General features: G+C 66.3%; 16 protein-coding genes. 3 read left to right on the forward strand and 13 right to left on the reverse strand.

The window, feature by feature from the left end:
• Nucleotide 1 precedes the first annotated feature (1 nt).
• The 11 genes from OJF58_RS15230 to OJF58_RS15280 form a co-directional block, all read right to left on the reverse strand.
• On the reverse strand, nucleotides 2–673 hold the full coding sequence (locus OJF58_RS15230) for an amino acid ABC transporter permease (protein WP_300778542.1): 672 nt from the start codon (nucleotides 671–673) through the stop codon (nucleotides 2–4).
• A gap of 18 nt (nucleotides 674–691) precedes the next feature.
• Nucleotides 692–1,540, reverse strand: a complete 849-nt coding sequence (locus OJF58_RS15235; RefSeq protein WP_300778543.1) for a transporter substrate-binding domain-containing protein — start codon at nucleotides 1,538–1,540, stop codon at nucleotides 692–694.
• Nucleotides 1,541–1,590: 50 nt separating this feature from the next.
• Entirely contained in the window at nucleotides 1,591–2,391 is an 801-nt protein-coding gene (locus tag OJF58_RS15240) for an SDR family NAD(P)-dependent oxidoreductase (protein WP_300778544.1), read from the reverse strand.
• A 2-nt stretch (nucleotides 2,392–2,393) separates the two neighbouring features.
• Nucleotides 2,394–2,948 carry a carboxymuconolactone decarboxylase family protein gene (locus tag OJF58_RS15245; protein WP_300778545.1) on the reverse strand — a complete coding sequence of 185 codons (555 nt, stop codon included), beginning with the start codon at nucleotides 2,946–2,948 and terminating at the stop codon, nucleotides 2,394–2,396.
• Nucleotides 2,949–2,957: 9 nt separating this feature from the next.
• Nucleotides 2,958–3,770: an SDR family oxidoreductase gene (locus OJF58_RS15250; protein ID WP_300778546.1), complete on the reverse strand. Its 813-nt coding sequence runs from the start codon at nucleotides 3,768–3,770 to the stop codon at nucleotides 2,958–2,960.
• Nucleotides 3,771–3,793: 23 nt separating this feature from the next.
• On the reverse strand, nucleotides 3,794–4,633 hold the full coding sequence (locus OJF58_RS15255; RefSeq protein ID WP_300778547.1) for an SMP-30/gluconolactonase/LRE family protein: 840 nt from the start codon (nucleotides 4,631–4,633) through the stop codon (nucleotides 3,794–3,796).
• A 139-nt stretch (nucleotides 4,634–4,772) separates the two neighbouring features.
• Entirely contained in the window at nucleotides 4,773–5,648 is an 876-nt protein-coding gene (locus tag OJF58_RS15260) for an MBL fold metallo-hydrolase (protein WP_300778548.1), read from the reverse strand.
• Between the two features lie 21 nt (nucleotides 5,649–5,669).
• Nucleotides 5,670–6,782: an S-(hydroxymethyl)glutathione dehydrogenase/class III alcohol dehydrogenase gene (locus tag OJF58_RS15265; protein ID WP_300778549.1), complete on the reverse strand. Its 1,113-nt coding sequence runs from the start codon at nucleotides 6,780–6,782 to the stop codon at nucleotides 5,670–5,672.
• 53 nt (nucleotides 6,783–6,835) lie between these two features.
• On the reverse strand, nucleotides 6,836–7,816 hold the full coding sequence (locus OJF58_RS15270; protein ID WP_300778550.1) for a nitronate monooxygenase: 981 nt from the start codon (nucleotides 7,814–7,816) through the stop codon (nucleotides 6,836–6,838).
• Entirely contained in the window at nucleotides 7,816–8,943 is a 1,128-nt protein-coding gene (locus OJF58_RS15275; RefSeq protein WP_300778551.1) for a CoA transferase, read from the reverse strand. The genes OJF58_RS15270 and OJF58_RS15275 overlap by 1 nt, the downstream gene beginning before the upstream one ends.
• Nucleotides 8,940–10,034 carry a CoA transferase gene (locus OJF58_RS15280; RefSeq protein WP_300778552.1) on the reverse strand — a complete coding sequence of 365 codons (1,095 nt, stop codon included), beginning with the start codon at nucleotides 10,032–10,034 and terminating at the stop codon, nucleotides 8,940–8,942. Before OJF58_RS15280 ends, OJF58_RS15275 begins: the two co-directional genes overlap by 4 nt.
• An 82-nt stretch (nucleotides 10,035–10,116) precedes the next feature.
• Here OJF58_RS15280 and OJF58_RS15285 point away from each other — a divergent pair, with 82 nt between their 5' ends.
• Nucleotides 10,117–11,328: an LLM class flavin-dependent oxidoreductase gene (locus OJF58_RS15285; protein ID WP_300778553.1), complete on the forward strand. Its 1,212-nt coding sequence runs from the start codon at nucleotides 10,117–10,119 to the stop codon at nucleotides 11,326–11,328.
• Between the two features lie 70 nt (nucleotides 11,329–11,398).
• Here the strand turns inward: OJF58_RS15285 and OJF58_RS15290 are convergent, their stop codons facing one another.
• The gene (locus OJF58_RS15290; protein WP_300778554.1) at nucleotides 11,399–11,584 is read right to left on the reverse strand and encodes a hypothetical protein; all 186 of its coding nucleotides are present in this window, start codon (nucleotides 11,582–11,584) and stop codon (nucleotides 11,399–11,401) included.
• Nucleotides 11,581–11,712 carry a hypothetical protein gene (locus tag OJF58_RS15295; RefSeq protein WP_300778555.1) on the reverse strand — a complete coding sequence of 44 codons (132 nt, stop codon included), beginning with the start codon at nucleotides 11,710–11,712 and terminating at the stop codon, nucleotides 11,581–11,583. Before OJF58_RS15295 ends, OJF58_RS15290 begins: the two co-directional genes overlap by 4 nt.
• A 169-nt stretch (nucleotides 11,713–11,881) precedes the next feature.
• On the opposite strand from OJF58_RS15295, the gene OJF58_RS15300 reads away from it, so the two are divergent.
• Together OJF58_RS15300 and OJF58_RS15305 are read left to right on the forward strand one after the other, a co-directional pair.
• Nucleotides 11,882–13,054, forward strand: coding sequence for a thiolase domain-containing protein (locus OJF58_RS15300; RefSeq protein WP_300778556.1), 1,173 nt, complete (start codon nucleotides 11,882–11,884; stop codon nucleotides 13,052–13,054).
• Nucleotides 13,055–13,058: 4 nt separating this feature from the next.
• Entirely contained in the window at nucleotides 13,059–13,454 is a 396-nt protein-coding gene (locus tag OJF58_RS15305) for a Zn-ribbon domain-containing OB-fold protein (protein WP_300778557.1), read from the forward strand.
• The last annotated feature ends 26 nt before the right edge of the window (nucleotides 13,455–13,480 follow it).

The raw sequence follows: 13,480 nt of genomic DNA on the forward strand, positions 1-13,480 counted from the left end.
GTCAATGCCGGGCCGGACCGAGCGCCTCGAGCCAGCGGCTCGCCACCACCAGCGGCACGAAGAAGACGAGATAGAGGGCGGCCGCGAGGGTGAGCGGCGAGGGGTTGGCGGCGATGGCCATGGCGCTCTCGGCGCGGCCCAGCAGCTCGGGCAAGGCGACCGCCGTTCCGAGCGCGGTCCCCTTGGTGATGGCGATGGCGCGGTTGGTGAGGAGTGGCACGGCGAGGCGGATCGCCTGGGGCAGGATCACCAGGACAAGGATCTGGAAGAAGCCCAATCCCAGCGAGCGCGCGGCGTCCCACTGCCCCTGCGGCACGGCCTGGATCGCTGCCCGGAAGATCTCGGTCGCGAACGCAGCGAGCACGGCGCCCAGCGCAATGACGGTCGCGGCGAAGGGCGAGAGCTGGATGCCCGCATAGGGCAGGCCGAAATAGATGAACACGATGACGACGAGCTGCGGCAGCGTGCGGAACACGTCGACGAAGATCGTGATGAGGATGTCGGCCAGCCTGATCCCGATCGTACGTACGATGGCGAGAATCAGACCGCTGCCAACGCCGACCACGATCGTGAGCAGCGCCACGGCGACTGTCGTTCCGAAGCCGCCGAGGATGGCGGGCCCGTACTGGGCGAGAATCCCCGGGTTGAAGAAGTTGTCGAGGAGGGGGCGCATGACGGCCGGGTCGGCCGTCTACTTGCAGCCCGGCACGTGCGGCTTGAACTCGTAGCCCTTGAACCCCGGCGGGCCATAGCCGACGAACACGGCGTTGATGGTCGAGGTCTGATCGGGCGCGGAGCCATACCACTTCTCGTACATCCGGGCGAGGGTGCCATCGAGCTTCATGCACTCGATCGCCTCCTCGACGGTATTGCGATAGGCAGTGTCCTCGAGCCGGAAGGCGTAGCCGAAATTGCGGCCATTGAAGTCCTTGAAGCCCACCTTGATGGCCTTGTTCTGGCTGGCGGCAAAGATGGTGGTCGGAATCTCGTTCAGCGCCGTGAACGCGCGCCGCGTGATCACGGCCTGCACCGAGTCGGGGAAAGTGTCGTAGCGTTGCACCTCGAAGCCATATTTCTCGGCGTTCGCCGTCGCCCAGGTATCGGAGATGGTGCCGCGATTGACGGCAAGCTGCTTGCCCTTGAGATCCTCGAACCCCTTCATCTGATCGGCGGTACGGATCAGGAAGCCGTTGCCGGTGGCGAAGAACGGCTCGGTATAGAGCATGCGCTCGGCGCGCTCGGCGGTGATGTTGAGAGGGTTGACCGTGAACTCGATGCGCTTGGAAAAGAGCGCCGCGAACAGTCCCGAGAAGTTGATATCGGCGATCTCGACGCCCGGCCGCCCGATGCGCTTGGCGATGTCCTTGATCATGTCGACACCGAACCCCTCCGGCCCCGACGCGCCGCGCACCATCCACGGCGCCACGCCGAAGTCGGAACCGACCACCATGGTCTTGTCCCCGGGATGATCGGCGTCCTGCGCCATGGCCGCGTCCGAGAGGACAAGGGCGGCCGCCGCCGCGATAAGCAGGCTTCGCATCACAATCCCCCTTCCTTTGCCTTTCCAGAGTAGCAAAGACCGTGTCTCTTCTAGCCCCGCCGCACGCTGGCGCCGCCGTCGACCGGCAAGGTCACGCCGGTGATGAAGTTGGCTTCGTCCGACGCCAGGAACAGCGCGGCATTGGCGACATCCCAGCCGGTGCCCATCTTCTTGCGCAGCGGCACCTGAGCGTCGCGCTGGGCCTCGATCTCGGCGCGCGTCTTCTTGAACTCGCGGGCACGGGTGTCGACCGCCATCGGCGTGTTCATCAGGCCGGGAAGGATGACGTTGGCGCGGATGCCGTAGCTTGCGTTCTGGTAGGCGAGCTGCTCGGTGAAGGAGACCATCGCCGCCTTGGTCGCCTTGTAGGCGACGTAGGGATAGGTGGTGATCACGGCCATCGAGGAGATGTTGATGATGGCGCCGCTCTTCTGCCGGCGCATGATCGGGATTACCTCCTTGCAGGCGAGGATGCAGCTCTTGAGGTTGATCGCCACGCAGCGGTCGAACGCCTCCTCGCTGATATCGAGCAGCTCGGCATCGCCGCCGGCCAGCGATACGCCGACATTGTTGTGCAGGATGTCGATGCGGCCCCAGCGCGCCTGCGTGTCGGCAACCATGGCCTTGATGTCGGCTGCCCGGGTGACGTCCGCCTTGCAGGCCACCGCCGTGCCCTGCTTCTCGGCGATCATCTTTACGGTCTCTTCCGCCGATGCGAGATCGCGATCGACGCAGACGACCCTGGCGCCTTCGCGCGCGAAGGTAAGGGCGGTGGCGCGGCCGTTGCCCATGCCCTCGCCGGGGCTCTGCCCGGCGCCGACCACGATGGCGACTTTGTCCTTGAGGCGCATGTTCACGACACTCCGGGAATGGGATACTGCTTCAGCACTTCCTTGTAGCGGGGCTCGTTGTCGATCTTCATCGTCGCCAGCACCCGCACCACGGCGCAGTAGAAGGCGATCGTCAGCACGAGGTCCGTCATATGCTCGTCGGACAGCTGCTGCTTGATCTCGGCGAAGGTGGCGTCCGACATGCCGAGCTCACGCACCATCTCGCGCGCGCCCTTCAGGATCGCCTTGGCCAGCGGCTCGAGCTTGGAAGGCTTGCCTTCGGTCTCGGCCATCAGGCCCTGGATGTCCTCGTCGGTGACGCCGAACTCCTTGCCGATCTTCACGTGATGGGTGAACTCGTATTCCGACCTCTCCAGCCAGCCGACCTGCAGGATGGCGAGCTCGCGCAGACGCGGATCGAGCTTGCTCCTGAAGCGGATGAAGTTGCCGACCCCGTTGAAGGCCTTCGCCATGTCGGGGCTGTTCACCAGGAGCTTGTGCAGATTGGTGTTGCGCTTCAGCATGTCGCGATATTCCGGCGCGACCTGGTCGGGTTCGAGATAGGGCAGGCGGGCCATGGCTTCTCCTCAATGATCCTGACTGTCGCGTTCCGGTCCCTGCAGCGTCACGCCGCCGTCGACCACCAGGACCTGGCCGGTGATGTAGCGGGCGTGGCTGCTCATCAGGAACCGCACGGCGTAGCCGATGTCCCAGCCGGTGCCTTCGATCTTCAGTGTCGAGGCGCGGGCGCGCTGGCTGCGGGCGGCGTCGCTCATGCCGCGGGCATAGACCATCGGCGTGTACATCGGGCCGGGGCATATGCAGTTGACCCGGATGTGGTCCTTGCCGTGGTCGACCGCCATTGCACGGGTGAGGCCGATCACGGCGGCCTTGGAGGTCGTGTAGGTCGTGAGGCCGCGCGGCCTGAGCGCCGAGATCGAAGAGATGTTGACGATCGCGCCGCCCTTCGCGGTCTTGATCATCGCCGGGATCGCGTGCCTGGAGAGAAGGAACATCGTCTCGACATTCACCTGCATGACGCGGCGGAACTCCTCCGGCTTCTCCTGGACGACGCTGCCCCGGCTGCCGATGCCGACATTGTTGTCGAGGAAGTCGAGCCGCCCCCAGTGATCGACCGCAGCATCGACGAGACGGCGGCAGTCGGCTTCCTTGGTTGCGTCGCAGGGCTCGGCGACGGCGATGCCGCCCTCGGCCTTGATCATCTCGACGGTGCGCTCGGCCAGCCGGAGATCGAGGTCGGAGACCACGACCTTGGCGCCGGCGCGGGCCAGCAGGATCGCGGCCGCCCGACCGTTGCCGATGCCGTCGCCCGCGGCGCCGCCGCCCGATACGATCGCCACCTTGCCCTCGAGCCCGGGATCGTCTTCAGGACCCTTCATGGTTTCCCCCTGATCCGCACGGTTCACGGCCAGCCGGCGCCTGGCACATCCACCCTCATCGTCTCGATCTGGCCGTCGCGCCTGTCGGCGACGGCCGGCCCGCTGCCGGAATTGGTGATGACATAGAGCGTTTGCCGGTCCGCGCCGCCCAGCATGCAGGCATAGGCTCCGCGCGGCGCGAGATCGACGCTGTGCGTGATGCGGCCGCCGTCGAGCACGCGCAGCACGCGATGGCCGAACGGATCGGAGACCCAGACCGCGCCCTCGGCATCGAGGCAGATGCCGTCGGGATAGCAGCCGTCGATCGCGGCCCACAGCCGCTTGTTGGAAAGCGTGCCGTCAGACGCGACATCGAAGGCGGTCAGCCGATGCGCGAAGGTCTCGCCCACGATCATGGTCCGGCCGTCCGGCGTGATCACCGTGCCGTTCGGGAACAGCAGATCGTCGGCCGCCTTGTGCACCGAGCCGTCGGGATCGACTCGGATCAGGCAGGCGGTGCGCGGCGCTTCGCCGGCGTGCCGGTCGTAGCCGAAATTGCCGACATAGGCGCGCCCCAGGCCATCGACGACCATGTCGTTGCAATGACCTGTGGCGAGCGGCGCCAGCTCGGCCTCGACTGTGAGCCGGCCGCCGCCAAAGCGCATCAGCCGGCGATCCGTCATGCTCACGATCAGAAGCGTGCCGTCGGGCCGCCAGCCGAGACCGGAAGGCCGGCCGGGCACCTCGACGATCGTCTCCGTCTTGCCGTTCTCGTCGACCGCGCGGACCTGATGAACATAAAAGTCCGAGAACCAGAGCCGGCTGTCGTGCCAGCGCGGCGCTTCGCCGAAGCAGAGACCGGAGAGGAAGGGCTCGAGTTTCATGATTGTTCGAGCTGCGGAGAAAAGATCCCTCGCTGCGCTCGGGATGACACTGTTCTGGGAACGGATGCCGTCCGCCCAAGCTCCCGTGTCATCCCGAAGGCGAAGCCTGAGGGATCTTCAAGGTCGTGGAGCTGCTTGATCATCGATCCCACTCGATCCTGAAGCTGTTGCCCTGGCGCTTGATGTAGCCGGCATTGGCGCCCGGGAAGTGCGCCGGACAGAGGAGCGCGCCGCTCTCGGCGCAATCCTCGAGGAGCAGTCGCCGGCTCTTGGCCGAAAGATCCTGGTCCCAGCAGAACTGGCTCGACCAGTCGGGGTAATAGACCTGGATCGGATGGTGCATGATATCGCCCGAGAAGCAGGCCTTGCGGTCGCCGTCGCTCAGGTTGACCGCGACGGAGCCGGGCGTGTGGCCGGGGTAGTCCCTCAAGGTCAGCAACGGGTCGGGCTGGTGGTCGGTCTCGATCATCACCGCCTTGCCGGCCTCCACGACAGGCAGCACCGAGTCGTCGAACGAGCCGCCATTGACGTCCGGTCCTTGCGTCTTGCGCTCCTGCTCCCAGTGCGCGTACTCGCGCCTGGCGAACAGATATTTTGCGTTGGGGAAGGTCGGCACCCAGCGACCGTTCTCGAGCCGCGTGTTCCAGCCCACATGATCGACATGGAGGTGGGTGCACATGACGAAATCGACCGATTCGGCCGGGCAGCCACATGCTTTCAGCCGTTCGAGGAAGGGTGTGTCGAGATTGTTCCAGCCCGGATTCTGCCGCTGCTTGTGATTGCCGAGGCAGGTGTCGATCAGGATCGTGTGATGCGGCGTCTTCACGATCCAGGTGTGCACGCTGCCGACCAGCCGGCCGCTGCCGGGCTCGACATGCTCGGGCACCATCCAGGACTTGTGCGCGTCGAAGGCCTCCTGGTCGAACCTGGGGAACATGCGCGTCGGCTTGAAGCCGGGACCGCAGATCTCCTCGACCTTCTGGATGGTGGCGCTGCCCAGCTTGCGCACGGTCATGGCGATCGTTCCTTTCGGCTGTCAGAAGGTGACGACGCTGCGGATCGACTCGCCGCGATGCATCAGGTCGAACGCCTCGTTGATCCGCTCCACCGGCATGGTGTGCGTGATGAGCGAATCGATGTCGATCCTGCCGTTCATGTACCAGTCGACGATCTTCGGCACGTCGCGTCTGCCCTTGGCGCCGCCGAACGCGGTGCCGAGCCATTGCCGGCCGGTCACGAGCTGGAAGGGCCGCGTGCTGATCTCCTGGCCGGCACCCGCCACGCCGATAATCACCGACTTGCCCCAGCCGCGATGGCAGCATTCCAGCGCCTGGCGCATCAGCCGAGTGTTGCCGACGCACTCGAAGCTGTAATCGGCGCCGCCGTCGGTCATCTCGACCAGATGCGCCACCAGATCCTTGCCCTCCAGCGTCTCGGGATTGACGAAGTGGGTGAGGCCGAACTTGCGGGCGAGAGCCTCGCGCGCCGGATTGAGATCGACACCCACGATCATGCTGGCGCCCGCCATCCGCGCGCCCTGCACGACGTTGAGTCCGATGCCGCCCAGGCCGAACACCACGACATTCGCGCCCGGCTCGACCCTGGCGGTGTTGATCACCGCGCCGATGCCGGTCGTCACACCGCAGCCGATGTAGCAGACCTTGTCGAACGGCGCGTCGGACCGGATCCTGGCGAGCGCGATCTCGGGCAGCACCGTGTAGTTCGAGAAGGTCGAGCAGCCCATGTAGTGATGGATCTTGCGACCCTTGATCGAGAAGCGCGAGGTGCCGTCGGGCATGACGCCTTGGCCCTGCGTCGTGCGGATCGCGGTGCAGAGATTGGTCTTGCCCGAGAGGCAGGATTTGCACTGCCGGCATTCGGGCGTGTAGAGCGGGATGACGTGGTCGCCCTTCTTGAGCGACACGACGCCCGGTCCGAGATCGACCACGACACCGGCACCCTCGTGGCCGAAGATCACCGGGAAGAGCCCTTCCGGATCGCCGCCCGAGCGCGTGAACTCGTCGGTGTGGCAGACGCCGGACGCCTTGATCTCGACCAGCACCTCGCCGAACTTCGGTCCCTCGAGATCGACCGTCTCGATCTCGAGCTGCTTGCCGGCTTCGTAGCAGACCGCCGCCTTCGTCTTCACGCTTTGCTCCCGGGCTGAGGGAGCGAAGCCTAGAGCAGGGAAGCGGCCGCAGTCTATGCCGCTGCCGCTTTTGCGCGGCCGCCGACCATTCGAGACTTCGCTTCGCGATATTGCTGGATCAGACGGCGGCAGAGCTCGGCGGCGGTCGGGACGTCGTCGATGTTCCCGACGCCGTGGCCTGCCGTGTAGATGTCCTTCCAGCGCTTCTTGCTCTCCTGCGCGGCCACGATCTTGCCGGGCAGCGTGGTGCGCAGCACGTCGAGATCGATGCCGGCGGCGAGCAGGCTCGGGGTCAGCCAGTTCGCCGGAGCGCCGTCGATCGAGGCGGTCAGGAAGACATCGGTCGCCCGCGTATCGAGGATCATCTTCTTGTGCGCGTCGGCCGCCATCGCCTCGCGCGTCGCGATGAAACGCGTGCCGATATAGGCGAGATCCGCGCCCATCGCCTCGGCGGCCAGCACATCGCGGCCGGTCGACATGCCGCCCGCCAGCACGACTGCGAAATGCTCGCCGAGCTGGCGCACCTCGTTCATCAGCGCGAACGGATTGATCGTGCCGGTATGACCGCCGGCGCCCCCCGCCACGGCGATCACGCCGTCGACGCCCGCTTCCAGCGCCTTCTCGGCATGGCGGCGATTGGCGATGTCGTGCAGCGCCACGGCGTCCCAGCCATGGATACGCTTGATGGCATCGCCCGGCGCGCCCTTCGAGGTGAGGACCACGGGTACGCGGTACTTCTCGACCAGCTCGAGATCGTCCGGATAGCGCGGGTTGGAGGGATGGACGACGAGATTGACGGCCCAGGGCGCCGGGTTCCTGCCTGCCTCCTCCAGCCGCCTGATGCCGTCCCGCATCTCGTCGAGCCAGGTCTGGAACTCCTCGCGGCTGCGCGTGCCGTGGGCCGGGAAGCTTCCCATGATGCCCTCGCTGCAGCAGGCGAGGGCGAGGGCGGGATTGGAGACGAGGAACATCGGCGCGGCGATCAGGGGCATCGCCATGCGATCGATCAGCTTCAGCACTTCGGCGCGCGCCATCACACCTCTCCCATCTTCGGCGTGGTGGAAGTCACGCCGGCTCTCGCGAGTTCCTCGAGCATCGCGTCATCGTAGCCCAGCAGGTCGCGCAGCACCTCCTCGGTGTGCTGGCCGAGATCGGGCGCCGTGCGTTCGATGGTGACGCCCTTGCCGTCGAGCCTGTAAGGCAGGCCCTTGACCAGCCGGCCGTTCTCGTCGCGCACCAGCGTCACCCCAGCCAGGGTCTTGTCACGCAGGAGATCGTTGCCGTCGTTGCACGGTGCGGCGGCGACGCCTAGCGCTTGCAGCTCGGCGACGACCGTCGCGCTGGTTCGTTCGGCGCAGAAGGTCGACAGTTCCGGGCGCTCGCTTGCCGCCGTGACGGCGATCCAGCGTCCGTCGCGGCAGCGATAAGTATCCTGCTGCGCGATACCCTCGACGGTGTTGCCGTGGCGGTCTGCGATGCGTGCGGGGTCGCTTGCGGCTGCCACGATCTCCTCGCCCAGGGTGAAGGAGGCGACTTCGCGCTGGGAGAAATCGAGGAAACAGCCCTTGCCGCTGCGGCGCGCTTCCATCAGGGCGGTAATCACCATTCCTGCGGCGAACAGCGACACGATCTGGTCGGGATAGTTCACGTCCATCCCGGAGATGCGCGGTTCCTCGCCCTCGTAGCCGGTCAGGGCGGCGATGCCCGAGGTGGCGTCGAGCGTGCTGCCGAAAGAGACGTTCATGCGCTCGGGCCCGCTGTCGCCCTGGCTGGAGATCGCGGCGAAGACGATCCGCGGATTGACCGCGCTCAGTTCCTTGTAGCCGAGGCCGGCGCGATCGAGCACGCCGCGGCGGAAGTTCTCGACCACGACATCGCAGTGAGCCGCGAGCTCGCGGACGACACGCTGGCCCATCGGTTCCTTGAGGTTCAGCGCCAGCCCGCGCTTGTTGCGGTTGGTGAAGCGGAACTGCGGCGAGCGGTTCCACCAGCCGTTCTCGTTGTCGGGCTTGCCCACGATACGGAACGGATCGAGATAGGCGCCCGATTCGATCTTGAGCACGTCGGCGCCGAGATCGGCCAGCATCGCCGAGCTATTCGCGCCGGCCGTCAACAGGCCGAAGTCCAGGACACGTATGCCGGAGAGCGGGCGCGCCATCATACGGGCAGCTCCGGCGCCGGCCGCGGCGCGAAGGAGCGGCCGTTCCACTGCACCGGAAGCTGCGGCAGACGCAGCGTGCCCAGTGTCGGATGCGCGATCTCGGCGAAGAAGCCGCGCGCAACATACTGCTCGGCCTCCAACAGCTCGGCCGGCGAGAAGATCGGTCCGAAGGGCACGCCTTTGGCCTGGGCCAGCACCTGGATCTCCAAGCGTGTCTTGTCGGCAAACCAGGGGATGATGATTTCATAGAGTGCGGCGACGTTCTGGCGGCGGCCGGCGCGTGCGGCGAATTTCCCGCCGTCGAGCCGTGGATCGCCGATCAGTGCGCGCATCGCCGGCCACTGCGTCACCGTGTAGACCACGGCGACATGGCCGTCGCGACAGGGAACGATCTGGAACTCCGACCGCTTGCCCTCGCGTCCGGGCGAAACGCCCGACGCCTCGGCGCCTGAGGCCGCTTTCCAGTTGACCCACTGCATGACCTCGGCAAGCGACACGCGCACGCGTGGCGCCGGGCGCCCTGCGTCGCGCGCAGAGAGGGCAGCCGCCAGACCGGTGAAGGCGGTGAGGCCCGCGGCGTAAGAGGCTTGATGGCCGCCGAGCTTCAGGGGCTTGCGCTCGGGCTCGCCCACCATGTGCAGGAGGCCACTCAGCGCCAGGATGGTGAACTCGCTGACCGGCTGCGTCGCCGCGTTCATCTCGACAGGAAATGCTGCGATCTCGATCGGCGCCGCTTTGCCGGCCCGTGCCTGCGCGGCGACGGAGGCCGGCTCCTCGAACAGCACGGCATCCGCGGTCTCGAGGAGCTTGCCCAAGGCGGCGCGGCCCGTGTCGCTCGCGAGATCGACAACGAGCGAGCGCTTCGAGGTATTGAGGAACTGGAACAATGCGCTTCCGCCTTGCGACAGAAGAGGCGGGGCCTGCCTTACAGGATCGCCGCCGGGCGGCTCGATCTTGAGCACCGTCGCGCCAAGATCGGCCGCGATCTTGCCGGCGAGCGACGTGGCAAGCCGCAGGCATTGCGGCACGCCGCGGTCGTTCACCTCGACCACGGTGAAGCGCGCAAGCGGCAAGGTATCGGCGGCGGTCATGGCAGGCTTCCGCCTATCGTGCGCGGGAGGCTCGGTCAACGTTGGCGGACATGCTAGCGTCGCCGAAACGGAGTTGAAGGGCATGGCGCAGACCGGCAATCACAAGGGCCTGACATTCGGCATTTTCCTCGCGCCGTTCCATCGGGTGGGCGAGAATCCGACGCTCTCCATGGCACGCGACATGGAGCTGATCGAATGGCTCGACGAGCTGGGCTACGACGAGGCCTGGATCGGCGAACATCATTCCGCAGGCTGGGAGACGATCGCCGCGCCCGAGGTCTTCATCGGCGCCGCCATCGAACGGACCCGATTCATCCGCCTCGGCTCGGGCGTGACGAGCCTGCCCTACCATCATCCGCTCATGGTCGCGAACCGCTTCGTGCAGCTCGACCACATGTCGCGCGGGCGCACGATGCTGGGTTGCGGGCCCGGAGCGCTGCCGTCGGACGCCTATATGATGGGGATCGACCCTTCCACCCAGCGTACGCGCATGGAGCAGGCGCTCGAGGCGATCATGCGGCTCCTCGAATGCAAGGAGCCGGTCACCATGAAGACCGACTGGTTCGAGCTCAGGGAGGCGCGGCTTCATCTCGCACCCTACAGCGATCCGCATTTCCCGATCGCCTGCGCGAGCACGATCACGCCGTCCGGCATGATTGCGGCCGGCAAGCACGGTGTCGGTGTGCTCTCGATCGGGGCTGGCCTTCCCGGCGGCCCGGAGGCGATGGCCAAGCAATGGGCGATCTACGAGGAGACTGCCGCCAGGCACGGCAAGACCGCCGATCGTTCGAAGTGGCGGATCGTCGTCAATGCGCACGTCGCCGAGGACGACGAGCAGGCGCTGCGCGAGGTGAATGCCGGGGAGCGGCGGGAAACGGTGACCTATTTCGAGGACACGCTCGGCCGGCCGCCGGGCCGTTCCGACGACCCGCTGCGCGAGGGCGTGGCGCAAGGCACGACGCTGGTCGGCACGCCCGACACGGTCGCAAAGGGCATCGAGCGGCTGCTGGGCTATTCCAACGGCGGTTTCGGCGGCGTGCTGTTCCGGGCCCACGAATGGGCGAGCCGCGAGGCCACCTTGCGCTCCTACGAGCTGTTCGCCCGCTACGTGATGCCGCGCTTCCAGGGCTCTCTCGACACGATCGTCGCCTCGAACGAGTGGGCGAAGGCCAATCGCAAGGGCATCTTCGGTCCCAACGTGGCCGCCGTGAAGAAGGCCTTCACCGACGCCGGCCGCGAGATCCCCGACGAGTTCCGCGCCCGCACGCCGGGAGCGCGGGACGTCGGTTCATAGGCAGACGGACCGCGCGCATCCTGCGCGCTCATGATCATGAGCGCGCAGGATGCGCGCGGTCCCAAAGACGTCAAAACTCCTTCACCTGGCCCGGCTGCCAGTCGTCCAGCACCTTGATCGAGGTCTGCCCGAGCGCCGCCTTGAACTCGGCCGGCGTGCCCTTGAGGAAGGGGTTGGTGCCGTAGTGCATGGGCAGCACCATCTTGGGCTTGATCCATTCTCTAGTGACGAAGGCGGCATCGGCCGGATTCATCACGTAGTGGCCGCCGATGGGATCAGCAGCAGGTCGGGCTTGTATTTCTCGCCGTAGAACTTCATGTCGCCGAACAGCGCCGTGTCGAACGCTCGGCGTGAACGGCCGTTACTGGATCTTGCCCTGCGCATGGGCTGTGCCGATCGGGGCGAAGCAGGCCGCGGCGACGATGGCGAAAAGAGAAAGTCTCTCCTTCGATTGCAGACCAACAGATTCCTCAGAACGGAAACGGTCGCTTTTCCGTGAGGGCTGAATCGCTCACGATGCACTGCAACATAGAGAGCAAGGAGACGGTGCCCGATGAGCATCAAGGGCAAGGCCTACATCGCCGGCATCTACGAGCATCCCACGCGTCTTGCGAAGGATCTGTCGCTGGCTCAGATCCATGCGGAGGTGGCCAAGGGTGCGCTCGAGGATGCGGGTCTCAGCAAGGAAGACGTCGACGGCTACTTCTGTGCCGGCGACGCGCCCGGGCTCGGGCCGATGTCGATGGTCGAATACATGGGCTTGCGCCCGCGCCATTCCGATTCGACCGACACCGGCGGCTCTTCGTACGTGCTCCATGTCGGGCATGCCGCCGAGGCGATCGCGGCAGGCAAATGCAAGGTGGCGCTCATTACGCTGGCCGGCCGACCTCGCGCCGAGGGCATGGCGACCGGCACGGTGCCGCGCAGCCGCGGCGGCACGCCGACGCCCGACGAGCCGTTCGAGTTCCCGTACGGGCCGACCGTTGTGAACATGTATGCCATGTGCGCCATGCGCCACATGTACGAGTTCGGCACGACGTCCGAGCAACTCGCCTGGATCAAGGTCGCCGCATCGCATCATGCGCAATACAACCCGCATGCGCTGCTGAAGGACGTCGTCACGGTCGAGGATGTCGTCAACTCGCCGATGATCGCCGATCCGCTGCACCGGCTCGACTGCTGTGTGATCACCGACGGCGGCGGCGCGATCGTGGTCGTGGCGCCCGAGATCGCGGCAAAGCTCAAGCGGCCGAAGGTGAAGCTGCTCGGCGCCTCGGAGTTCATCAAGACCCAGATGGGCGGCAAGGTCGATCTCACCTATTCCGGCGCGCGCTTCAGCGGGCCGGCAGCTTTCGCCGAGGCCGGCGTCAAGCCGTCCGACATCAAGTACGCGTCGATCTACGACAGCTTCACCATCACCGTGCTGATGCAGCTCGAGGATCTCGGCTTCTGCGAGAAAGGCAAGGGCGGCAAGTTCGTCTCGGACGGCAATCTGATCTCGGGCACGGGCAAGCTGCCCTTCAACACCGACGGCGGCGGGCTCTGCAGCAACCATCCCGGCAACCGTGGCGGTCTCACCAAGGTGCTGGAAGCCGTCCGCCAGCTTCGCGGCGAGGCGCATCCCAAGGTGCAGGTGAAGAACTGCGATCTCGCGCTCGCGCACGGCACGGGCGGCTCGCTGGGCCTGCGCCATGGCAGCGCCACCGTCATTCTGGAGAGGGAGTAGGACCATGGCCGAGTCCAAAGTGCGCAGGCTGCCGGCCCCGGCTGTCAGCCTCGAGACGCAGGCCTACTGGGACGCCGCCGGCAAAGGCAAGCTGCTGGTGCGCAGATGCACGAGCTGCGGGCAGGCGCACCATTATCCACGCACCATCTGTCCGTTCTGCTTCAGCGACAAGACCGAATGGATCGAGGCCTCGGGCAAGGGAACGATCTATTCCTACAGCGTCATGCGCCGCGCGCCGGTGCCCTACGCCATGGCCTACGTGACCCTGGCCGAAGGCCCGCGCATGGTGACCAACATCGTCGATTGCGACTTCGACAAGCTCGAGGTCGAGCAGGCGGTGAAGCTGGTCTTCAAGCCGACCGACGGCGGCCCGCCGCTGCCGATGTTCACACCGGCTTGATCAGAGGGCGCAACTCCGGTTGCCTC

The sequence above is a fragment of the Enhydrobacter sp. genome, assembly GCF_030246845.1.
In the GTDB taxonomy this organism is placed as follows: domain Bacteria; phylum Pseudomonadota; class Alphaproteobacteria; order Reyranellales; family Reyranellaceae; genus Reyranella.